13 protein-coding genes are annotated in these 23,323 nt (G+C 62.6%); 6 read left to right on the plus strand and 7 right to left on the minus strand.

The annotated features are described in order from the left end of the window. Positions 1–294 precede the first annotated feature (294 nt). On the minus strand, positions 295–8,754 hold the full coding sequence (locus BM216_RS13320; protein ID WP_092999655.1) for a glycoside hydrolase family 94 protein: 8,460 nt from the start codon (positions 8,752–8,754) through the stop codon (positions 295–297). A 347-nt stretch (positions 8,755–9,101) separates the two neighbouring features. Here BM216_RS13320 and BM216_RS13325 point away from each other — a divergent pair, with 347 nt between their 5' ends. After that, complete coding sequence (locus BM216_RS13325) at positions 9,102–10,265, plus strand: M20 aminoacylase family protein (protein WP_244530166.1); 1,164 nt, start codon at positions 9,102–9,104, stop codon at positions 10,263–10,265. A gap of 212 nt (positions 10,266–10,477) precedes the next feature. On the opposite strand, the gene BM216_RS34025 is transcribed toward BM216_RS13325, so the two are convergent. The 6 genes from BM216_RS34025 to BM216_RS13350 form a co-directional block, all read right to left on the minus strand. Beyond that, the gene (locus BM216_RS34025) at positions 10,478–10,621 is read right to left on the minus strand and encodes a hypothetical protein (RefSeq protein ID WP_177230774.1); all 144 of its coding nucleotides are present in this window, start codon (positions 10,619–10,621) and stop codon (positions 10,478–10,480) included. A 170-nt stretch (positions 10,622–10,791) separates the two neighbouring features. Next, positions 10,792–11,766 (minus strand): threonine ammonia-lyase, encoded by a 975-nt coding sequence (locus BM216_RS13330; RefSeq protein WP_092999656.1) that lies wholly within the window; start codon positions 11,764–11,766, stop codon positions 10,792–10,794. Between the two features lie 106 nt (positions 11,767–11,872). Next, positions 11,873–12,697, minus strand: a complete 825-nt coding sequence (locus BM216_RS13335; protein WP_092999657.1) for an endonuclease/exonuclease/phosphatase family protein — start codon at positions 12,695–12,697, stop codon at positions 11,873–11,875. A 53-nt stretch (positions 12,698–12,750) separates the two neighbouring features. Then, positions 12,751–14,211, minus strand: a complete 1,461-nt coding sequence (locus BM216_RS13340; protein ID WP_092999658.1) for a phospholipase D-like domain-containing protein — start codon at positions 14,209–14,211, stop codon at positions 12,751–12,753. 52 nt (positions 14,212–14,263) lie between these two features. Then, positions 14,264–15,619: an aspartate aminotransferase family protein gene (locus BM216_RS13345; protein WP_092999659.1), complete on the minus strand. Its 1,356-nt coding sequence runs from the start codon at positions 15,617–15,619 to the stop codon at positions 14,264–14,266. 142 nt (positions 15,620–15,761) lie between these two features. Beyond that, complete coding sequence (locus BM216_RS13350; RefSeq protein WP_244530171.1) at positions 15,762–17,156, minus strand: amidohydrolase; 1,395 nt, start codon at positions 17,154–17,156, stop codon at positions 15,762–15,764. A gap of 533 nt (positions 17,157–17,689) precedes the next feature. Between BM216_RS13350 and BM216_RS13355 the strand changes: the two genes are divergently transcribed. The 5 genes from BM216_RS13355 (at position 17,690) to BM216_RS13375 (ending at position 23,126) form a co-directional block, all read left to right on the plus strand. Next, entirely contained in the window at positions 17,690–19,288 is a 1,599-nt protein-coding gene (locus tag BM216_RS13355; protein ID WP_092999661.1) for an ABC transporter substrate-binding protein, read from the plus strand. 160 nt (positions 19,289–19,448) lie between these two features. Beyond that, positions 19,449–20,453 carry an ABC transporter permease subunit gene (locus tag BM216_RS13360; protein WP_092999662.1) on the plus strand — a complete coding sequence of 335 codons (1,005 nt, stop codon included), beginning with the start codon at positions 19,449–19,451 and terminating at the stop codon, positions 20,451–20,453. 77 nt (positions 20,454–20,530) lie between these two features. Then, positions 20,531–21,397, plus strand: coding sequence for an ABC transporter permease subunit (locus tag BM216_RS13365; RefSeq protein ID WP_244530172.1), 867 nt, complete (start codon positions 20,531–20,533; stop codon positions 21,395–21,397). 2 nt (positions 21,398–21,399) lie between these two features. Then, positions 21,400–22,275, plus strand: coding sequence for an ABC transporter ATP-binding protein (locus BM216_RS13370; protein ID WP_092999664.1), 876 nt, complete (start codon positions 21,400–21,402; stop codon positions 22,273–22,275). Further along, positions 22,272–23,126 carry a dipeptide ABC transporter ATP-binding protein gene (locus BM216_RS13375; RefSeq protein ID WP_092999665.1) on the plus strand — a complete coding sequence of 285 codons (855 nt, stop codon included), beginning with the start codon at positions 22,272–22,274 and terminating at the stop codon, positions 23,124–23,126. The genes BM216_RS13370 and BM216_RS13375 overlap by 4 nt, the downstream gene beginning before the upstream one ends. The last annotated feature ends 197 nt before the right edge of the window (positions 23,127–23,323 follow it).

Raw genomic sequence — 23,323 nt, forward strand, 5'->3', positions numbered from 1 at the left:
AGGATTTGGCCGTCAGGGCAGGATCCTCCACCGGAAACGGGATGCGTAATTTGGACCCTCCGCATCAACGACCGGAACGCCAATCGATCGGGCGGGCAGAATGCCTGACACGAATACACAATGAACCACCGCACTGCCCGCCTCCCACCTGGCCGGCCGCAACGGGCTCTCCCCGTCGCGGACCCAAGTGATGCCTGTAAGACGGGAAAGGACGTGCCATGACGTAAAAAGCAATCGCCCCGAAAACCGGTTTTGGTTTTCGGGGCGACTTTTTGTTTGCGTCAGGCTGACAGATTATTTCGACGACAGCATGAAGCTGTTTTCGGCATCCGCCGCCTTGCCGTCCACGGTGACGGTACCGCCCTCGACCTTGATCGCATGGGCAACGCCATCGATCGTCAGTTCGGCCTCGAAGCCGTTCCAGCCCGTCGGCAGGACCGGGTCGACATGCAGGCGGTCGCCATTGCGCTTGATGCCGAGGATGCCCTCGACGGCCGCACGGTAGAGCCAGCCGGCGGAACCCGTGTACCAGGTCCAGCCGCCGCGGCTCTGGTAGTCGCCGGCGCCATAGACGTCGGCGGCAACCACGTAGGGCTCGACACGGTAGGTTTCGGCCGCATCCCTGGTCAGCGCATGGTTGATCGGGTTCAGGAGCTGGAAGCACTTCCAGGCATCGTCACCGCGCTTCAAGCCGGCCAGCGCCAGGACGACCCAGATCGCCGCATGGGTATACTGGCCGCCGTTTTCGCGCACGCCCGGAGGATAGGCCTTGATATAGCCCGGATCCTTGCGGGTGTCCTGGAAGGGCGGCGTGAAGAGGCGGATGATGCCCGCTTCCTCGTCGACCAGCTTTTCCATGACGGCGTCCATGGCCTGGGCCGAACGCTCGGCATTGCCTTCGCCGGAGAGCACGCTCCACGACTGGCCGAGCGAATCGATGCGGCATTCGTCGCTCTTGGCCGAACCGAGCGGCGAACCGTCGTCGAAATAGCCGCGGCGATAGTAGGTGCCGTCCCAGCCGTCGGTTTCGAGCGCTTCCTTCAGCGTGTCGATATGCGCCTTCCAGCGATCGACGCGCTTGCCGTCGCCACGTTCTTCCGCGTAGGGCAGGAAGTTGCGCAGCGCAGCCGCCAGGAACCAGCCGAGCCAGACGCTCATGCCGCGACCGTTCATGCCGACACGGTTCATGCCGTCGTTCCAGTCCCCGCCGAGCATCAGCGGCAGGCCCATGTCGCCGGTGCGGGTGATCGCAAGATCGAGCGCCCGGGCGGCATGTTCGTAGAGGTCGCCGATCTCGTCGGTGACTTCCGGCTGGATGAAGGCGTCGTGCTTGTGCTTTTCGAGGATCGGGCCGTTGAGGAACGGCAGCTTCTCGTCGAGCAGCGTCTTGTCGCCGGTCACCGAGACATACTGGTGCATCGCATAGGCGAGCCAGACCACGTCGTCGGAGATCATCGTGCGCACGCCGGCACCCGTACCCGGCAGCCACCAGTGCATCACGTCGCCTTCCTTGAACTGACGCGACGCCGCATTGACGATCTGCTTGCGGGCGAGCGACGGTTCGTGGACGAGGAAGGCCAGCGTATCCTGCAGCTGGTCGCGGAAGCCGAACGCGCCGGAGGCCTGGTAGAAGGCCGTGCGCGCCATGATGCGGCAACCGAGTGCCTGGTAGGGCAGCCAGTGGTTGACCATGTTGTCGAGCGACTTGTCCGGCGTCGAGATCTTCAGGCGGCCGGTAAAGCCGGTCCAGAAGCCGCGATTTTCGGCAAGAATGCTGTCGAACGTGTCGCCCTTCAGCTGGGCAGCGAGAGCCTGCGCCTCCTCCTTCGTCTCGGCATCGCCGAGGAAGAAGGTGACTTCGGTTTCCTGGCCTGGCGCGAGCTCGACGTCATAGGCGAGTGCCGCGCAGGGATCGCCGTCGAGATCGAGCGAACCGCTGAGTGCCGAGCCGCTCATCACCGCTGCCGGCAGCTGGACCGAACCGAAGCGACCGAGGAATTCGCGACGGCTTGCGGTAAAGCCCGACGGGGTCTGCATCATGCCCATGACGGCGAAACGGCGGAAGTTGATGCTGAACGGATTGGTGGCGATCAGAGCCCCCGTCTCCTCGTCACGCGACGAGAGGATGAACGGCGCCGTCTTCGCCGCATTGGTGCCGAGCAGCCATTCGACATAACCGTAAAGCCGGAGCTTGCGGGTTTCCGAACCGGTATTGCGCAGAACCATATGCGACAGCTTGGCCGCGCGGTTGCGGTCCACCGTCTGGGTCAGGGCCAGCTTCAGGCCGTCCTCTTCCGTCGAGAAGACGGAATAGCCGAGACCGTGGCGGGCTTCGAACACCGTTTCCGGACGACGCGACAAGGCGGCGAACGGGGTGGCGACGGTGCCCTTGTCGAGATCGGCGACATAGAAGCCTTCGCCCGGACGGTTGATCACGAGATCGTTCGTCCACGGCGTCAGCTGATAGTCGCGGGAGTTCACGGCCCAGGTAAAACCTGCGCCCTCGGCCGAGACATGGAAGCCGAACGTATCGTTGGAGATGACGTTGATCCACGGATGCGGCGTCGACTGCCCGCCATTGAGGCGCATGACATATTCGCTGCCGTCTTGCGAGAAACCGCCAAAGCCGTTCCAGAATTCGACGCCCGCCGGACCTTCTGCGATTTCGGCCTGCGGAGCGAAGATCTCGCCGTTCAGCAGAGGCCGGCGATCGGCCTCGATCTGCTGTTCCGTGGAAGGCGCAAAGATCGTGCTGGTGCGATTGAGCTGGTCGCTCATCTCCCCATTGCGGGCGTGCAGGACGACACGCGACGCGGCAATGAGACCGTCCGCTCCGCCGCCTTCCAGAAGATCGCGACGCAGGGTGAAGACATGCTGGCGCCCGCCTTCCTGGCCCATGCGCGCAGACATGTGCTCGATCGAGGTCTGCATGTCCTGCGCGTCTTCAGCCGATCGCTCGTTGAAGATCACGAGATCGGACACGACGCCGCGCGACCGTAGATATTGCTGCGCCAGGATCGCTTCCTTGGCGACGGGCAGGTCGCTTTCGTCGTTGATCCGCAGGGTGAAGATCGGCAGGTCGCCGGACACAGCCGACGGCCAGAGGCCCGACTGCTGCTGCATCCCGGCATGCAGCGTCTGCTGGTCGGCGCGAAGCTGCATATCGGGATAGACGAGATAGCGTGCGAGATGCTGGAACGCCGCTGCGTCCTGCGAGGTGACGCCGAGATGGCGCATCTGCATCTGCGTGCGGGTCCAGGCCTGGGTGAGCTCGCTCTGGAAGCTCTCGGCGTGGCGATAATGCTCGATCGCCTTGTCGAGATCATCCCGCTTCGGTGCCGCGATGGTCCAGAAGATCACGCTGACCTTCTTGCCGGCCGGAACGCGCACGGTGCGGCGCAGCGACAGGATCGGGTCGAGCGTGAAGCCGTCGGTGTTGGAGAGCGTCGCACCCGGATCGAATGCGGCAGCCTCGCCGAGCGTGCGGCCACGGCCGAGGAACTTGCGGCGATCCGTCTCGTATTCGGTCGGACGCGAGGAACCGGCATTGTCGGCCGCCAGATGGGCGACCAGCAGGTCCGGTTCGCTCGGATCGCGCTTGTTGCGCCAGGCGCGGATCACGTCGCCGCGCTTGCCGATCTCGGTGCGGATGAACATCTTCGAAAAGACCGGATGGCCCTGGTCGCCGTCGTCGCCGGCCAGAACAGGCTCCATGTAGGAGGTCACTTCGATGAAGCGATCTTCCGTGCCCATGTTGAGCAGGGTGACGCGACGGCCCTCGGCATCGTGCTCGGTGCCGACGATGACCTCGACCGTGCTGGTCAGTTCACCGACCGTCTTGTGGAACTCGGCCTTTTCGTCGCCGAACACCGCCTTGGTCTGTTCGCCTTCCGCACGGCGCGGTTCCGACGTGGTGGACCACCAGTCGTTGGTTGTCGTGTCGCGCAGGAAGATGAACTGGCCCCAGCGGTCCTCGGTCGGATCCGCCCTCCAGCGGGAGACCGACAGGTTGTTCCAGCGGGAGTAACCCGAACCGGTCGCCGTCAGCATCATCGAATAATGGCCGTTGGACAGCAGCACCAGCTCGCGGTCCTTGGTGGCCGGGTTGGTGATGGTGCGTATTTCCGGACGCAGCAGCTCGCCGCCGCCTGTACCCGGCTTCTCTTCGTGCTTGGCGCTCATCACCGGGATGTCGCGCGGCGCCTTTTCCTGCAGCAGCAGCTCCGCCGCCTCGATCACCGGATCGGCGTGGAAGAGTTCGCGCAACAGGCCGTTCAGGACGACGTTGGCGACGGCCGCGATCGACATGCCATGGTGGTGGGCATAGTAGTTGTAGACCACTGCGCAACGCTTGCCTTCCGGCACGCGGGTCGGGGTGAAGTCGACCGCATCGTGGAAGCCGTAGATGCCGAGCGCACCGAGATCGCGCAGTTCGGCGAGATTCTCGACGGCTGCGATCGGGTCGTACTGGCTGGCCAGGATCGACGCATAGGGCGCGATGACCGCGTTCTGGCCGAGACCGCGCTTGAGGCCCAGCGTCGGCACACCGAAGTTGGTGTACTGGTAGTGCATCTGATGGTCGAGCGCGTTGAACGCGGCTTCCGAAATGCCCCATGGCGTACCGAGACGGCGGCCATGATTCATCTGTTCCTTGACGATCAGATTGTTGGTCTGGTTGAGGATACCGCCCTGGCGCTCCTGCATGACGAGCGGCGGCATCAGGTATTCGAACATCGAGCCCGACCAGGAGACGAGCGCACCGCGCGCGCCGATCGGCACGACGTGACGGCCGAGCTTGTACCAGTGCTCGTTCGGCAGGTCGCCCTTGGCGATGCCGAACAGGCTGGTGAGACGCGCCTCCGAGGCGAGAAGGTCGTAGCAGGCCTCGTCCACCTCGTTGCTTTCCACTCGGTAGCCGATCGACAGGAGACGACGGTCCTTGCGGAACAGGAACTTAAAGTCCATGGCGAGAGCGATCTTGCGCGCACGGTCGCGCAGCGACGCGAGACGATCACGCAACTCTTCGACATTGGCGTTGTCGAACGTCGAGTCGGAGATATGCGCTTCGCAGACCGCGACCAGCGATGCGGACCACTTGATGACTTCCTCGCTCTGCGCCGACCGGACCTCGTGATCGAGGTTGGTGGCGAGCTTCTGGATGTCGCGGGCAAGAACCGACAGGTTGATGATGCGGATCGAGGCGAACTCATGCTCGCGCTTGACGGCGGCGAGCGCATTGGCAAAGCCGACGATCCGCTCTTCCAGGCGACGGCGCAGCGGACGCACGGTCTTGCGGTCGTCCGGCAGCGCCTTCAGCGTCTCGGCGAGAACGCCGGCGACGTCGCCGATGCCGTCGAGATTTCCCTGCAGATGCGCCGAGGGCGCCTCCGCCCAGATGCGGCAGGCGGACGAGATCGCGATCAGGTGACCGGCGAAGTTGCCGCTATCGACCGACGAGACGTAGCGCGGCATCAGCGGCTTCAGAGTGTCGGTGTGATACCAGTTGTACATGTGGCCACGGAATTTATCCGCGCGCTCGACGGTCGCGATCGTCTGCTCCAGTCGCTCGATCGTGTCGGCAAAGCTGATCCAGCCGAAATGACGCGCCGAAATGGTCGACAGCAGGTAGACGCCGATATTGGTCGGCGACGTCCGCTTGGCGATCGAGGGGTTCGGCTTTTCCTGGTAGTTGTCCGGCGGCAGGTAATTCTGTTCCGGCGTGACGAAGGTCTCGAAATAGCGCCAAGTGCGGCGCGCGATCTTGCGCAGCTCGACCGAGACGTTTTCCGGCACAAACAGCTTGTCTTCCGTCTCGGCGGACTGGCTGACATACCAGGCGACCAAAGGCGAGAAGATCCACAGAACCGCGAACGGAATGCCGACGAGGAAGGCGTTGTCGCCTGGGATCGCGGCAAGCAGGATGCTGAGCACGGCGATTGCCGGCGCATGCCACATCGAACGGTAATATTCCGCCGGGCTGCCCTGCGCGCCCGACTGGATCGAGGCGGCGGTCTTCCATTCCAGCATCAGCTTGCGGGAAACGAGCAGGCGGTAGAGCGAACGGGCGATCGCATCCGTCATGATGCAGGCGGAATCGGCGATGAAGACGATTCGCAGTGCGACCTGCGCATTCGTCGAACGCACATCCGTCCAGACCGAATAGAAATGCGCTTTGGCGACGTTATCGCTCGAACGCGGTAGCAGGTTGGTCAGCAGCGAGATGGTCGGCGCGACGAAGAGCGAGAAGATCAGGAGGATCTGCCAGATCAGCGCGCCAAGCGGGTCCATGAAGTACCAGCCGAGAACCGATGCGAAGAACCAGGCGATCGGGGTGAGCGACCGGCGCAGGTTGTCCAGCATCTTCCAGCGGCCGAGCGCGGTCACGCCACGCTTCGCCTCGAGGATGTAGGGTAGGAGCTGCCAGTCGCCACGGGCCCAGCGATGCTGGCGCGACACTTCGACTTCGTAGCGGGTCGGGAAATCCTCGACCAGTTCGACGTCGGTCACAAGCGCGCAGCGGGCGAACGAGCCTTCGAGAAGGTCGTGGGAGAGAACCGCATTCTCTTCGATCCGGCCCTTGAGCGAGGTCTCGAAGGCGTCGACGTGATAGAGGCCCTTGCCGGTGAACGAGCCTTCGGCGGTCAGGTCCTGGTAGACGTCGGAGACGGCGAAGACGTAAGGGTCCAGACCGCGGCCGACCGAGAAGACGCGCTGGAAGACCGAGGCTTCCGTGCCCGTCGTCAGCGACGGGGTGACGCGCGGCTGCATCAGGCCGTAGCCCTTGATCACCTGGTTGGTAACCGGATCGAGCACCGGGCGGTTGATCGGATGGTGCATCTTGCCGACGAGCTTGGTCACCGCATCGCGGATCAGGCGGGTGTCGGCGTCGAGCGTCATGACGTACTGGACGTTTTCCGGCACCATGTTGGCGCCCTGCAGGTAGGTCGTGTCGCGGTCGCCGCGCAGCAGCAGGTTCAGCTCATGCAGCTTGCCGCGCTTGCGCTCCCAGCCCATCCATACGCCTTCGTTCGGATTGAACAGGCGGCGGCGGTGCAGCAGGTAGAAGCGGTTCCCGCCTTCTTCCTGGTAGCGGGCATTGAGCACCTCGATCTCGCGCTTGGCATATTCGAGGATTTCGAGGTCGGCCTCGTTCTGCTCGGTCTTGCTGTCGCGCCAGTCGGAAAGCAGCGAGAAATAGATCTCGCCGTTCGGGTTGGCGAGATAGTGGACCTCGAGATTGCGGATGAGCTCATCCACCGTATCGCGGTCGGAAATCAGGCAGGGTACGACGACAAGCGTGCGCGCCTCTTCCGGAATGCCTTCCTTGTATTCGTAGCCGACCAGCCGTGCCGGTTTGACGAAATAGGTAACGACCGTGTTGAACAGGCCGGTAGCGCCCTCCGACGCCGGCAGCGCCAGCATGACGAGCAGGAAGAATACGACGACCAGCGGAATGGCGGCCTGGACGAGGAAATAACCGGCAATCGCCATGGCGAGTACGGTGAGAAACAGCACCGGTCCGGCGATCGCGAACCAGTTGAGGCGACGATAGGCGCGCACGGCGCGCTGAAGGATCGGCGGCTTGTAACCGACGGCCGCTTCCAGTTCCTTGCGATGACGCCCGACGATGAAGGCGGCCACATTGGTCTCGCGCACGTCCGGGTTTGCGGCAGCGGCATCCGTTGCCAGCTTGATTGCGGCCTGGGTGACTTCCGCTTCGCTACGCTTGGACAGGCGGGCAAGCTTTTCGATGCGGTTGCGATAGGCATTGCGCGAACCGAAATCGAGCGCTTCGTAATCCGTATGCTCGCGGAACAGCTTGTCGATCTGCGAGACGTCCTCGAACCAGACGCTCCATTCGGTATCGACGATGAGGCGAAGGCTCTTGATGATATTGCCCATCGTCACGTTGCCGGACGAAAGGCGGCTCTGCTCGGCCTGGGTAACCGTCTCGGCATCGGTGCCGGCGGCGGCTAGGCGCTGTTCCAGCCACGAAGTCGCAAAGCCCGATGCCTGCGAGGCATTGCGCAGGCGATAGAGGAACTGCGCCGCGAACGTGTTGTCGCGCGCCAAGCTCTCGACGCCGGCCAGAACCTTGGCGCTTTCGGCCTCGTCGTTCAGACGGATGATCTCATCGGCCGTGTCGTTGGCGGCCTTGCGCATGTTGCGCGAGCGATCGACGCGGGTGGCGATGCGGCGCAGGTTCTCGATCAGCACGAAGCGGATGAAGGACGGCAGGGCCCAGATCTCGCCGATCTCAAGAGGCTCGTTCTCCTGGAAGCCCTCGACCATGGCCGCCAGCGTCTCGCGGTTCACGCCGCTATGGGTATGGGCGACATAAAGCCAAGCAAGCGCCAGAACGCGCGGGATCTTCTGCCCTCCGACCACGCGGGTCGGCAGCTGCTTGAAGAATTTCTTCGGGAAGTCGCGGCGGACTTCCTGGATCGCCTCTTCGACGATGTAGTAGTTGTCGAGCAGCCATTCGGCCGCCGGCGTGATCGAGGCTCCGGCATCGACATCCAGGGCGGCCGCCCGGTACACGCGAAGGATTTCCTTCTCGTTGTCCGAATGCTGCTGGAAAAACTCGAAGGACATGAAGCCCGGGAGCTCGGTGATCGCCTCGCGACCCAGCTGCTCGCCGTGATCCCTGAGGTCTTCTATCGTAAGATATGTCGCACGGATCGAATCGTTGTGATCGACCTGTTTGACATCTGTTTCTCGCGAGGAGACTGACTTCGGATTTTCAAGGGACATGGATACGCTTCTGAATGAAAATTCGGGGTTTATGGGCCAAATTGCTCGGCCTACGCCGGACACCGCGTTATCGTTCGGGAAACGACGACCGCATCCGGTGCAATCCGCGCTAGGAGATAGAGGCCGGCTTCAATAATGCAAACGAAACACATGAACTATCGCCAGCTGCAAATCGGATTGACACATTCTAAGCCTCTATCGCCCGCAGCCTGAATAAAGGCTGAACGGCTTCAAATCTTTGATTTCGATGAAAAACGATGGTCCGGGCAAGGCCGTGTTGGCGCAGGCGGCGCGGGCTGGTATATCGACCTCGATCCGATCCCCCGGCATATCGAGAGGCAGGCCAGATGACGATGCGATTTTCCAATGACATGGCAGACGTCGTCGCCATTCGTCGGCACCTGCACGAAAACCCGGAAATCGGCCTTTCGGAATTCAAGACGTCCGACTTCGTTGCCGCCCGGCTGGAAGAACTCGGCTACGAGGTGACCCGTGGGCTGGCGAAGACCGGCATCGTCGCGACGCTGCGCAACGGCACCGGCACCCGCTCGATCGGCATCCGCGCCGATATCGACGCATTACCGATCACCGAGGAGACCGGCGCGGACTATGCCAGCAGGAACAAGGGCGTCATGCATGCCTGCGGCCATGACGGACACACCGCCATGCTGCTCGGTGCGGCGAAGATTCTGGCCGAACGGAAAAATTTCGACGGCACGATCCACTTGATCTTCCAGCCGGCGGAAGAGAATTTCGGCGGCGCCAAGATCATGATCGACGAGGGCCTGTTCGACAGGTTCCCCTGCGACGCCGTCTTCGGCATGCACAACGATCCGGGGCTTCCCTTCGGCAAGGTCTATGTGAAGGACGGCCCGATCATGGCCGCGGTCGACGAATGCCGCCTGATCGTCAACGGCCTTGGCGGCCACGGTGCCGAACCGCAGGCGGCCAGGGACCCGATCGTGGCCGGCGCCAGCATCATCATGGCGCTGCAGACGGTCGTTTCGCGCAATCTCCATCCGCTCGACCAGGCGGTGGTGACCGTCGGCGCCTTCAATGCCGGCATTGCCAGCAACGTCATTCCCGAGCGGGCGGAAATGGCGATCACCATCCGCTCCTTCGACCCGAAGGTCCGCGACATGCTGGAAGAGCGCATCCGCGCCATCGCGGAAGGCCAGGCGGCAAGCTATGGTATGTCAGTGACCGTGAACTACGACCGCGGCTATGAGGCGACCGTCAACCACACGGCCGAAACCGATTTCGTCCGTGATCTGGCAAAAAAGGTCGTCGGCGAGCAGAATGTCGCCGAGATCGAGCGGCCGATGATGGGCGCCGAGGACTTTGCCTATATGCTGGTCGAACGCCCCGGAAGCTACTTCTTCCTCGGCACCGCCAAGACCGACAACGACCCGTCGCTGCACCACCCCCGCTTCGACTTCAACGACGACATCATCCCGACCGGGGTCAATCTGTGGGTGGAGCTGGCGGAAGCCTATCTGCCGACGAAGTGAGCTTCCTCCGTCGTCATGCTCGGCCTTGTGCCGAGCATCCACTGAACTCGCATCTTGCTCGAAGTGGCTGGATCCTTGGGACACCCTCGGGTTTAACCCGAGGGTGAGGATGACGGAAAGCTACGAGAGCAACGCATCATCGCATAAAAAAAACCTCCCGGGCCGTCTGTCGGCACGGGAGGTTTTTCTGTCTCTTGCGACGGCCTATCGCGTCAGGCGAGAATGCCGAGCGTTACCGCACCGACAAAGATGAAGGCGGCGGTCACGAGGGCCGTATGGCCGACGGCTGCCCACCGGCTGTGGTGAGCGGTGGTACGGGTCGCAAATGTCCGGGTCTGGTTCTGGATGGGCTGCATGCGATCCTCCCGAGTTTGATCTCTTAACTTCGCACGTACTGTAACTTATCTCTATCAACCCGGTAGAGATAATGTTCCAGCGAGAACCCGGTTCCGTAGAAAATCCTTTTTTATTAACGCCAGTATCATACCGTTAACGGTTTATTATACCTGACCGCCGAAACGGCGCATCAGACGCCCTGTCTTTCGAGCGCCACCCGGAAGATATCGGCATCCACATTGCCGCCCGAGCAGACCGCGATCACCGTGTCTCCCAGCGTTTCGCCGTGGAAGAGCGCGGCTGCCAGTGCCACCGCGCCGCCCGGCTCGACGACGATCTTCAAGCGGCTGAAGGCGAGCGCCATGGCCTTCAGCGCCTCGTCTTCCGAAACGACGAGGCCGGGACCGCAAAGGCGCTTCATGATCGGAAACGTGATATCGCCCGGCTGGGGAGAAAGGATCGCATCGCACAGCGATCCCGTGAGCGACGCATTGCGTTCGATCTTTCCCGAGAGCAGCGAGCGGGCCAGATCGTCGAACCCTTCCGGCTCGCAGGAATGCACGACAAATCCGGGCGCCTTGGCTTCGAGTGCCAGCGCGATGCCCGACAGGAGCCCGCCCCCGCTTGCCGGCGCCAGCACATCGGCCTTTTCGATGCCGAGTTCCCGTGCCTGTTCCGCGATCTCGAGGCCCACCGTACCCTGCCCGGCGATCACCTGCGGATCGTCGAACGGCTTGACCAGCGTCAAATTGCGCTCCCTGGAAAGCCTTGCACCGATCTCGTCGCGGTCCTCCTTCACCCGATCGTAAAGCACCACTTCGGCGCCATAGGCGCGGGTATTCTCGATCTTCAGTTTTGGGGCGTCGTTCGGCATGATGATGACGGCCGGGATACCGTGCATCCTGGCGGCAAGCGCCACGCCCTGCGCATGGTTGCCGGAGGAAAAAGCGATCACGCCGCGAGCCCGGACATCTGGATCAAGCGCGGAGATCGCCGACCATGCGCCGCGAAACTTGAATGATCCGGTATGCTGCAGGCATTCGGGCTTCACGAATATCCTTCGCCCGGCGATCTCGTCGAGGAAAGGCGAGGAGAGCAGCGGCGTGCGGCGGGCACGCCCGTCGAGACGGGCCCGGGCGGCTTCGATCATGGCAATATCGGTCATGGAAATCCCAAATCAGCAAATGAATGGGAAAAGCCTATTATCGCTTCCGCGCCGGGTAAAGCTGCCGGCCATCTGGAAGTTGTCACCCTGTCAATTCAGAGGGATTTCAGCCGACCGCGCCGTTCGCCAGGGCGTCGATCTTGACCACCGCCTTGATCGGCAGGTGATCGGAGGCGAGGCGGGAGAGCGGCGTGTCATGGGTCTGAACCTGATCAATCAGGCCCGGCCGGTTGGCCATGATCCGATCGAGCGCCAGCACCGGCAGCCGCGACGGAAAACTCGGCACCGCGGCCGGAAGGCCGAAGACTGTCGCCAGCGTGTTGAGCGAGGACCGGTCGCCGAGCCGCCACTCATTGAGGTCACCCATCAGCACCGTCGGATGCTCCGCGCGGGAGCCTAGGATATCGAGGATCATCCGCGCCTGCTGCTGGCGCGAGCGGTTGAGCAGGCCGAGATGGGCAGCGATGACGCGAAAGGTGCTGCCGTCGCTGAGGTCGAGTTCGGTCAGAAGCGCGCCGCGCGGCTCGAGCCCCGGCAGCTTGATCTGGTGGACATCGCGCACCAGGCCTTCGCGGAAGAAGACGACATTGCCATGCCAGCCATGGGCGCGGGCCACGCCGGAGACCGGCACCGGGCAGAGCCCGGTCTCGCGCTCCATCCAGTTGAGGTCGAGCAGGCCGCGCCTCTCTCCGAAGCGCGTGTCGGCCTCCTGCAGCGCGATGATATCGGCGCCGATTTCGCGGATGACCTGGGCGATGCGGCCGGGATCGAACCTTCCGTCGACGCCGACGCATTTATGGACGTTGTAGGAGGCGACGAGCAGACCGGAACTCGGATCATGCGGGGAATGGCTGCCTGCCCCCCTGTCCTTGCGCGCCCTGATCGACGCGAGAATGCTGGCGGGAAGACTGGCGCGGCGGTTCTGGTGCATCGTTCTTCGTTCTGTTCGTCCGTTAAACATCGCTCCCTCCGGCCCTCTTCCTCTCAGAGATAAGGCGACCCCAGCCACAGCACGCGCTCTATGAAGCGCTTGAGAAACGGCCGCGATCTGAGGCCATGCAGGGTCACTTCCTCCGCAGAGGAAATCGCCAGATCGATCCTTCGTTCCAAGGCTTCCGTGAATGAGCGGTCGAAAACCTCGAGATCGACCTCGAAATTCAGCCTCAACGACCGCGGGTCGATATTGGAGGATCCGGCATAGGACCAGCAGCCGTCGACAGCCATCAGCTTGGAATGGTTGAACGGGCCGGATGCCCGCCAGATGCGACAGTAATTCTTCAGCATCTGGTCGAACTGCGCCGTCATGGCGAGATCGACAAGCGTCAGGTTGTTGGCGCTCGGCACGACGATATCGACGCTGACCCCGCGCCGGGCGGCGGTGACGAGCGCGGTGATCAGTTCCCGGTCGGGGAGGAAATAGGGAGAGACGATCTTGATCGACGACCGGGCGATGGAAAACGCGCCCATCAGCGTCTTGTGATTGGTCTCGAGGCTGCGGTCCGGACCGGACGAAACGGCACGCATCAGGATCGCCGATCCCGGCTCCGTCTCCGGCGTCGGCACGGCCCAGGCGTCGCTCTCCAGCCTTTCGCCGGTGGTGAATTCCCAGTCGGCAGCGGCAATCGCGAGAAGATCGGCAACCACCGGGCCGCTCACCTTGAAATGCGTGTCGACGGCACTGCTGTCACCGTTGAACTCGCTGGAAAAGCCCTCGCGGATGTTCATGCCCCCGGTAAAGCCGACCGTCCCGTCGACCACCATGATCTTGCGGTGGGTGCGCAGGTTCGCATAGGGCAGGCGCAGGCCGGTGATGACATTGCCGTTGAACACGTCGACGGTCACGCCGTTCTCCCGCAGCATGCCGAGAACGCTCGGCACTGAGTAACGCGCGCCGACCGCATCGATCAGGACGCGCACATCGACCCCGCGCTTGGCTGCCGCACCGAGCGCTTCGACGAAACGCATGCCGATCCGGTCGCGGTCGAAAATATAGGTCTCCAGCAGGACGGCATGCTTGGCGCTGCCGATCGCCGCCAGCATCGCGCCGTAAGCTGCGTCGCCCGTGTCATAGGCCTCGATGCCATTGCCGGTCGTCAGGTGATGCCGGCTCACCCGGTCGCCGAGTGTCTTCATCGCCCGGAAGCGATAACCGAAATCGCGCACGACCTGGTCGTCGCTCGCGTCATAGGAGGCGAAATCTGTCCGCTCGGCTCCCTGCAGCAGCGAGCGCCGGTCACCGATGACATTGCGGCGGATACGATTGATACCGGCAACGAGATAAAGCGCGGCACCGACTATGGGCGACAGGATGATGACGCCGACCCAGCCGATCGCCGCGCGCACTTCCTCCTTCGTCATCGCTGCATGAATGGCAGCGGCCGCCCCGGCCACAACCGAGACAATGAAGAGGATGTGTGGCCAATAGGCGTCGAAGAGCGATATCATGGCGTCCAATATAGGGACGCCATGATGCTAGACAATTGGTGAAATCAGCGGTTTAGGCCGCCAGCTGCCTGGCGAACTTTTCCAGGCCGCGCTCGACCTTGTCGAACATGTCGTCCACCTGCGCCTCGGTGATGATCATCGGCGGGCAGAAGGCGAGTGAATCGCCGATCGCGCGGCTGATCACGCCCTCTTCCATCAGGATCGGGAAGAGCTTCGGCCCGAGCTGGCCGGCATCAAAACCTTCGCGCGGCGCAAGTTCGAAGGCGCCGATCAGGCCGACACCGCGGGATTCGATGACCAGCGGGTTTTCCGCGATCGCCTGCAGGCGCTTGAGGAATTTCGGGCTGAGCGACCGGACGTTGCCGACGAGATCGCGCTCCTCGATGATCGCGATGTTTTCCAGCGCGACGGCGGCCGCGACCGGATGGCCGGCGGCGGTAACGCCATGACCGAAAGTACCGATCTTCGCCGATTCATCCGCCAGCGGCTGATAGACGTTCTCGTTGATCAGAAGCGCCGAGATTGGCTGGTAGGATGACGAGATCTGCTTCGACAGCGTGATCATGTCGGGCTGCAGCTCGAAGGTCGTGGTACCGAACATGTTGCCGGTGCGGCCGAAACCGCAGATCACCTCGTCGGCGATGAAGAGAACGTCGTATTTCTTCAGAACCTTTTGGATCGCCTCCCAATACCCGGCTGGCGGCACGATGACGCCGCCCGCGCCCATGAGCGGCTCGCCGATGAAGGCACCAACCGTATCCGGCCCTTCCTTGAGGATCAGATCCTCGAGATCCCTGGCGCAACGCTCGACGAACTGCGCCTCCGTTTCGCCTTCGGTCTTGAAGACACGGTAATGCGGGCAGGTCGTGTGCAGCACGCGTGCCAGCGGCAGGTCGAAGGACCGATGGTTGTTAGGCAGGCCGGTGAGGCTGGCCGAGGCGATGGTGACGCCGTGATAGCCCTTGATGCGCGAGATGATCTTCTTCTTGTCCGGCTTGCCGAGCGCGTTCGACCGGTACCAGACGATCTTCATCGCCGTGTCGTTGGCTTCCGAACCGGAGTTGGTGAAATAGGCCTTGGACATCGGCACCGGCGCCATCTGGATGAGCTTTTCGGCAAGCTCGACTGACGGGCTGTGCGTGCGGGCCGTGAACGTGTGGTAGTAGGGAAGCTTCGCCATCTGTTTCGTCGCGGCCTCGACCAGCCGGCTTTCGCCGAAACCGACGCCCACGCTCCACAGCCCCGCCATGCCCTCGATATATTGCTTGCCGGCATTGTCGTAGACATAGATGCCCTCGCCGCGGTCGATCACCAGTGCACCGTCGCGCTCCAGCGCGCGGGCATTGGTGTAGGAATGCAGGTGATAGGCCTTGTCACGGGCTTCAAGCGAATTGGGTTGTATTGTCACGACGGGAGCTCCTCCACGCGAATGCGTATAGGAATCTCATATGAGGAATCGGGAAGGTTGCCCACCCCCAAAAGCAGACGCGAATGACGCCCGCCCTCAAAATAATTGACGGGCGCCATCAGCCGTTTTCATCGCGGATTTCTCAGCGGGACGTCATCGCCGCAATCGGCGGCTCGGACGACGCGGGGATCGGGCTCGTGTATTCCTGCCCCTTCTTGCGACGCTTGAGATCGGCCCAGGCCGCCTCGCGCAACTGCTCGCTTGTCAGCACCGCCAGCCCCGTCGCGGCCATGGCCTTGGCGACGGAAACCATGCCCTTGTGGGCAAGCGGGCTCTTGCCCTGGGTCACGACCTGCCAGGTATGCAGCTGCGTGCCGATGGCAAGCGTCGCGCCATAGGCCTGCACCGTCGGCACGACCCAGCTGACATCGCCGACATCGGTGGAACCGCCCATCTGGCGGACTTCGTTATGGGCCGGCAGGACGAAATCGGCGAGCGGGACGTCGCGCTCTTCGATGCGCTCCTGCGCCCAGCTCGCGGCGATGTCTTCCGGTGTCAGCGTGGTGCGGATCTTTTCCGCAAAGGCGACATCCTCGCCGTCGAAGACGGGCGCACCCATGCTGTCCCAGATGTCCTGCATCGCATCCATCAGCGGCGTGTTGACGATGAGGTTGGAGACGCCGGCGAGAATGGCGCTCTCGACCTTCGTCTCGGTCATCAGGGCCGCACCTTCGGCCACCTTCTTGACCCGCTCGATCAGCGTCAGGAGCCCCTGGAGGTCCGGCGAGCGCACCACGTAGCGCACCTTGGCATGGGCCTGCACGACATTGGGCGAGATGCCACCGGCATCGATGATGGCGGCGTGGATACGGCAATCAGACGGCATATGCTCGCGCATGTAATTGACACCGACGCTCATAAGTTCGACGGCATCGAGCGCACTTCTTCCAAGTTCCGGCACGGCCGCGGCATGGGCGGCGCGTCCGGTAAAGGTGAAATCGATGCGGCAATTGGCAAGCGACGTCTCGCGCTGCACACCGGCAAAATTGCTCGGATGCCAGCTGATCGCGATATCGACGTCGGAAAACGCGCCTTCGCGCACCATGAAGGCCTTGGCGGCGCCGCCTTCCTCAGCCGGGCAGCCGTAATAGCGCACGCGACCGGGCGTGCCGGTCTTTTCCAGCCAGTCCTTCAACGCCGTTGCGGCAAGAAGTGCTGCCGAACCGAGCAGGTTGTGACCGCAGCCATGGCCGTTGGCACCGGGCGTCGTCGGATCATGCTCGGTTGCGCCGGCCTTCTGGCTGAGGCCCGCAAGCGCATCGTATTCGCCGAGGAAGGCGATGACGGGACCACCCTTGCCCGCCTCCCCCATCAGCGCGGTGGGGATATTGGCGACATTGTCGGTGATTGCAAAACCCTGGGCCTCGAGCATTTCGCGATGCGCGGCGGCCGACTGGATTTCCATGTAGCAGGTTTCCGGCGTCTCCCAGACGCGGTCAGCCAGCTCGGTGAAGACTTCCTTCTTGCGGTCCACCATGTCCCAGACGAGAGGAAGATTGGAATTGCCTGCACTCATGAAACCTTGCCTTCAACAATGGATAGAGAAGGTTCGCATACCTACGCCATTCTGAGGGCGGTGCAACGCCTATTGCGAGGAATTAAGGCGGCGCACACCAATTAGGCACCATTTCGACACTTGTGATCAACGGGTGAATCTTAGTGTCTCGACAACCGATCCATAATCGCTATTCTCCCGCGCCACGGTACCAGGACACGTCTAGGACGAAACTCCGAACCGGAAAACAAACATGGGGTGAACACACCAAACAGGAGCATGATGTTCCAAGGCAGACAGCAAGGAAGAAAAACTCTCCCTTGATGCCTGTTGGATCATCATTCCGGCGGCGTGAAGTTCATTCCGTATCGGGGAAAATATACGACCGGTTCAGCGTCCGCTCGCCGGTCAGGAGGTGACTACAAGAAGACTTGTCCAGAGGGTGCGCCAGCCGCACTAAAAAATCAGGGAAATCAACCGTGCCGGCCGAGCCGGTACAGGTAGGGAGACTATTCATGAAACGTACGCTTACTCTCGCGGCAGCAGCGCTTCTGTCCGCAACATTCTTCGCCGGCGCCGCCAGCGCCAAGACCTTCGTCTACTGCTCGGAAGGTTCGCCGGAAGGCTTCGATCCGGGCCTCTACACCGCCGGCACGACGTTCGATGCTTCGGCACACCCGATCTACAACCGTCTGCTCGAATTCAAGCCGGGCACGACGCAGCCGGAAGCCGGTCTGGCCGAGAGCTGGGACATTTCCGAAGACGGCACGGTCTACACGTTCAAGCTCCGCAAGGGCGTGAAGTTCCAGACGACCGAGTTCTTCACCCCGTCGCGTGAACTGAACGCCGACGACGTCGTCTTCTCGATCGGTCGCCAGATCGACCCGAACAACGCCTGGGCCAAGTACATCTCCGGCGGCACCTGGGAATATGCCGAAGGCATGGGCTTCCCGAAGCTGATCAAGTCGGTCGAAAAGGTCGACGACCTGACGGTCAAGATGACGCTGAACCGTCCGGAAGCACCGTTCCTCGCCAACCTTGCCATGCCGTTCGCTTCGATCCTGTCGAAGGAATATGCTGACAGCCTCGAAAAGGCCGGCACCAAGGAACAGCTGAACCAGAACCCGGTCGGCACCGGTCCGTTCACCTTCGTTGCCTACCAGCAGGACGCGATCATCCGCTACAAGAAGAACGCCGACTACTGGGGCACCGCTCCGAAGATCGACGACCTCGTCTTCGCGATCACCAGCGACGCTTCCGTTCGTTACCAGAAGCTGAAGGCCGGCGAATGCCACCTGATGCCGTTCCCGAACGCTGCCGACGTCGAATCGATGAAGTCGGATTCGAACCTGAAGGTCATGGAGCAGGAAGGCCTCAACATCGCCTACCTCGCCTACAACACGACCCAGGCTCCGTTCGATAAGCCGGAAGTCCGTATCGCCCTCAACAAGGCGATCAACAAGAAGGCAATCGTCGACGCCGTCTTCCAGGGCATGGCGACGCCGGCTACGAACCCGATCCCGCCGACCATGTGGTCCTACAACCAGGAAACCAAGGACGACACCTACGACCTCGACGCCGCCAAGAAGATGCTGGCGGACGCTGGCGTCAAGGATCTTTCCATGAAGATCTGGGCCATGCCGGTTTCGCGCCCCTACATGCTGAACGCCCGTCGTGCGGCTGAAATCATGCAGGACGACTTCGCCAAGATCGGCGTCAAGGTCGAGATCGTTTCCTACGAATGGGCAGAATACCTGCAGCGTTCGAAGGACAAGAACCGTGACGGTGCCGCCATCCTCGGCTGGACCGGCGACAACGGCGACCCGGACAACTTCCTTGACACCCTGCTCGGCTGCGACGCCGTCGGCGGCAACAACCGCGCTCAGTGGTGCAACAAGGAATTCGACGACCTGGTGAAGAAGGCCAAGGTCACTTCCGACCAGGAAGAGCGCACCAAGCTCTACGAACAGGCTCAGGTCGTGTTCAAGAAGGAAGCCCCCTGGGCAACCATCGACCACTCGCTGGCGATCGTTCCGATGGCTAAGGGCGTGACCGGCTTTACCCAGAGCCCGCTCGGCGACTTCACCTTCGAAGCTGTCGATATCGCCGAGTAATCCGGCCACACCACAACTTTTTGCCGCGGGATACATTGCGTTTCCCGCGGCATTTTCTTATGAGACGCCCAAAAATGTGGCGATGACGCCGCAATTGCCGCTTCCTTGGGCTTGACAAAAAGCCGGAACCGGCCCGCAGCGAACCCTTAAAGGTTTTAGAATGTTTGGCTTCCTTCTGCGGCGTCTCGCCGTATTGATCCCGACTTTCCTCGGGGTCTCCATCATCGCCTTCTCGTTCATCCGGCTTCTGCCGGGTGATCCGGTGGCGCTTCTGTCCGGCGAACGCGTCATGTCGCCCGAGCGCCATGCGCAGATCAGCGCCCAGCTCGGCATGGACCGGCCGATGGTCATCCAGTATTTCGACTATCTCGGCGGCGTGCTGACGGGTGACTTCGGTTCCTCGATCGTCTCCAAGAAGCCGATCATCGACCAGTTCTTCGCGCTGTTCCCGGCGACCGTCGAACTGTCGCTCTGTGCCATGTTCATCGCCATCGTGCTCGGCATTCCGGCCGGCGTGATCGCGGCGATGAAGCGCGGCTCGATCTTCGACCAGGGCCTGATGGGCATCGCGCTCGTCGGTTATTCCATGCCGATCTTCTGGTGGGGCCTGCTTCTCATCATCCTTTTCTCCGGCATCCTACAATGGTTCCCGGTCTCGGGCCGCATCTCGCTGATGTTCTATTTCCCGCAGGTCACCGGCTTCATGCTGATCGATAGTCTGATCTCCGGCCAGAAGGGTGCCTTCGCCTCGGCCGTCAGCCACCTGGCGCTGCCGTCGATCGTGCTGGCGACCATTCCGCTCGCCGTCATCGCCCGCCAGACCCGTTCGGCCATGCTGGAAGTCCTGTCCGAAGACTACGTCCGCACCGCCCGCGCCAAGGGCCTGTCGCCCTTCCGCGTCGTCGGTGTCCACGCGCTGCGCAACGCCATGATCCCGGTCATCACCACGATCGGCCTGCAGATCGGCGTCATGCTGGCCGGCGCCATCCTGACCGAGACGATCTTCTCCTGGCCGGGCATCGGCAAGTGGATGGTCGACAGCGTGTTCCGTCGCGACTACCCGGTCATCCAGGGTGGCCTGCTTCTGATCGCCGGCATCATCATGACCGTCAATCTCATCGTTGATCTGCTCTACGGCCTGATCAACCCGAGAATTCGTCACTAGTCCGCCGAGAAGAAGGAAAAAATCCCATGGCAGATGCAACCGTCAACAAGACCTCCGCGCCGGTGACGAGCGGCCAGATGCGCCGCCAGATGCTCAAGGAGTTCTGGTTCTATTTCTCCGAAAACCGCGGCGCCGTGATCGGCCTCTACGTTTTCGTCGCTCTCGTCATCGTCGCGGTCTTCGCGCCGCTGATCGCCCCGCACTCGCCCTTCGAACAGTATCGCGACGCGGTGCTGACGCCGCCGGTATGGCAGCAGGGCGGTAGCTGGACCTACATCCTCGGCACCGATCCGGTCGGCCGCGACATCCTTTCGCGCCTGATCTACGGCGCCCAGTATTCGCTGTTCATCGGTGTGTTCGTGACGACGCTGTCGCTCGTCGGCGGCATCCTCGTCGGCCTGATCGCCGGTTATTACCGCGGCTGGGTCGATACCGTGATCATGCGCCTGATGGACATCATCCTGGCGTTTCCGTCGCTGCTTCTGGCGCTGGTTCTGGTCGCCATCCTCGGCCCGAGCCTGACCAACGGCATGATCGCCATCGCGCTGACGCTGCAGCCGCATTTCGTGCGCCTGACGCGTGCAGCCGTGATGGCCGAGAAGACCCGCGACTACGTGACAGCCGCCCGCATTGCCGGCGCGAGCCCGCTGCGCCTGATGTTCCGCACCATCCTGCCGAACTGCACCGCGCCGCTGATCGTCCAGGCGACGCTGTCCTTCTCCAACGCGATCCTCGACGCGGCAGCCCTCGGCTTCCTCGGCATGGGCGCCCAGCCGCCGGCTCCCGAATGGGGCACGATGCTGGCCGAAGCCCGCGAATTCATCCTGCGCGCCTGGTGGGTCGTCACCTTCCCGGGCCTTGCAATCCTCATCACCGTTCTTGCCATCAACCTGATGGGCGACGGCCTGCGCGACGCGCTTGACCCGAAACTGAAGAGGTCCTGATCATGGCGCTTCTGCAAATCGACAATCTCACCGTCGAATTCGAAACCGCAACCGGCTGGTTCCGTGCCGTCGACGGCGTCTCCATCTCGGTCGACAAGGGCGAAGTGCTCGCCATCGTCGGTGAATCCGGTTCCGGCAAGTCGGTCTCGATGCTGGCCGTCATGGGCCTCCTGCCGTGGACGGCAAAGATCACCGCCGACCGCATGCTGTTCGAAGGCCAGGACATCCAGGCCCTGAGCCCGGCTGCGCGCCGCAAGCTGATCGGCAAGGATATCGCCATGATCTTCCAGGAGCCGGTCGCAAGCCTCAACCCTTGCTTCACCGTCGGCTTCCAGATCGAGGAAGTGCTGCGCATTCACCTCGGCCTGAACAAGAAGGATCGTCGTGCCCGCGCCATCGAACTGTTCAAGCTCGTCGGCCTGCCGAACCCGGAAGAACGCCTCAACAGCTTCCCGCACCAGATGTCGGGAGGCCAGTGCCAGCGCGTGATGATCGCGATCGCGATCGCCTGCGACCCGAAGCTCCTGATCGCCGACGAGCCGACCACCGCGCTCGACGTGACGATCCAGAAGCAGATCCTCGATCTCATCATGGACCTGCAGGTACGCACCGGCATGGGCCTGATCATGATCACCCATGACATGGGCGTCGTGGCCGAGACCGCCGACCGCGTCGTCGTGCAATACAAGGGCCGCAAGATGGAGGAGGCCGACGTGCTTTCCCTCTTCGAGAACCCGAAGAGCAACTATACCAAGGCGCTTCTGGCGGCCCTGCCGGAAAACGCCACCGGCGACCGCCTGACCACCGTTTCCGCCTTCTTCGACGGCAATCCGGAGCCTGCCCCCTCGGCGGCGCCAAGTGCTGGAGCAAACGCATGAGCGACACCAAGACCACCGACACCATGCTCGAAGTGCGCGACATCAAGCGCGACTACGAACTGCCGGCCGGCTTCATGAAGCCGAAGAAGACCGTCCATGCGGTAAAGGGCGTGTCCTTCAAGCTGGAACGCGGCAAGACGCTGGCGATCGTCGGTGAATCGGGCTGCGGCAAGTCAACGCTCGCCCGCATGATCACCTTCATCGACGAGCCGACCGCCGGCGAGCTGATCATCGACGGCCAGAAGATGGACACCCGCCCGGGCCACCTGACGCCCGAAATGCGCCAGAAGGTGCAGATCGTCTTCCAGAACCCTTACGGCTCGCTCAACCCGCGCCAGAAGATCGGCGACGTTCTTGGCGAACCGCTGGCGATCAACACCTCGATGCCGGCTTCCGAGCGTCGTGACCGCGCCACCGAGATGCTGATCAAGGTCGGCCTCGGCCCGGAGCACTACAACCGCTATCCGCACATGTTCTCCGGCGGCCAGCGCCAGCGTATCGCCATTGCCCGCGCGCTGATGATGAACCCGAAGCTGCTCGTCCTCGACGAGCCGGTCTCGGCGCTCGACCTTTCGGTCCAGGCCCAGGTGCTGAACCTGCTCGCCGACCTGCAGGACGAATTCGACCTCACCTACGTCTTCATCAGCCACGACCTGTCGGTCGTCCGCTACATCGCCGACGAGGTGATGGTGATGTATTTTGGCGAGGCGGTCGAATACGGCACGCGCGACGAGGTGTTTTCGGCGCCGAAGCACGAATATACGCAGACCCTGTTCAAGGCGACGCCGCGTGCCGACGTGGACTCGATCCGGGCACGTGTTGCCAAGAAGAAGGCTGCTTCGGCGGCTTAAGCAGGTCACTTCAAAAGCCCCTCACCCGCCTCCGCTGCGCTCGGCGCGCCCTCTCCCCGTAAACGGGGCGAGGGGAATTCAAAAACGCTTCGGTTAACTTCCTTCTCCCCGTCTGCGGGGAGAAGGTGCCGGCAGGCGGATGAGGGGCAATCGCGTGCTCCACTCCAAGCCATACCCCCTCACCAACAAAATCTATG

The sequence above is a fragment of the Rhizobium sp. NFR07 genome, from assembly GCF_900111905.1.
In the GTDB taxonomy this organism is placed as follows: Bacteria; Pseudomonadota; Alphaproteobacteria; order Rhizobiales; family Rhizobiaceae; genus Neorhizobium.

Excerpts from the sequence above, each read along its gene's own strand:
- BM216_RS13320 (WP_092999655.1), bottom strand. The coding sequence starts at position 8,754 with ATGTCCCTTGAAAATCCGAAGTCAGTCTCCTCGCGAGAAACAGATGTC.
- BM216_RS13330 (WP_092999656.1), bottom strand. The coding sequence starts at position 11,766 with ATGACCGATATTGCCATGATCGAAGCCGCCCGGGCCCGTCTCGACGGG.
- BM216_RS13325 (WP_244530166.1), top strand. The coding sequence starts at position 9,102 with ATGACGATGCGATTTTCCAATGACATGGCAGACGTCGTCGCCATTCGT.
- BM216_RS13375 (WP_092999665.1), top strand. The coding sequence starts at position 22,272 with ATGAGCGACACCAAGACCACCGACACCATGCTCGAAGTGCGCGACATC.
- BM216_RS13335 (WP_092999657.1), bottom strand. The coding sequence starts at position 12,697 with ATGCACCAGAACCGCCGCGCCAGTCTTCCCGCCAGCATTCTCGCGTCG.
- BM216_RS13360 (WP_092999662.1), top strand. The coding sequence starts at position 19,449 with ATGTTTGGCTTCCTTCTGCGGCGTCTCGCCGTATTGATCCCGACTTTC.
- BM216_RS13355 (WP_092999661.1), top strand. The coding sequence starts at position 17,690 with ATGAAACGTACGCTTACTCTCGCGGCAGCAGCGCTTCTGTCCGCAACA.
- BM216_RS13365 (WP_244530172.1), top strand. The coding sequence starts at position 20,531 with ATGCGCCGCCAGATGCTCAAGGAGTTCTGGTTCTATTTCTCCGAAAAC.
- BM216_RS13340 (WP_092999658.1), bottom strand. The coding sequence starts at position 14,211 with ATGATATCGCTCTTCGACGCCTATTGGCCACACATCCTCTTCATTGTC.
- BM216_RS34025 (WP_177230774.1), bottom strand. The coding sequence starts at position 10,621 with ATGCAGCCCATCCAGAACCAGACCCGGACATTTGCGACCCGTACCACC.
- BM216_RS13370 (WP_092999664.1), top strand. The coding sequence starts at position 21,400 with ATGGCGCTTCTGCAAATCGACAATCTCACCGTCGAATTCGAAACCGCA.
- BM216_RS13350 (WP_244530171.1), bottom strand. The coding sequence starts at position 17,156 with ATGGTGGACCGCAAGAAGGAAGTCTTCACCGAGCTGGCTGACCGCGTC.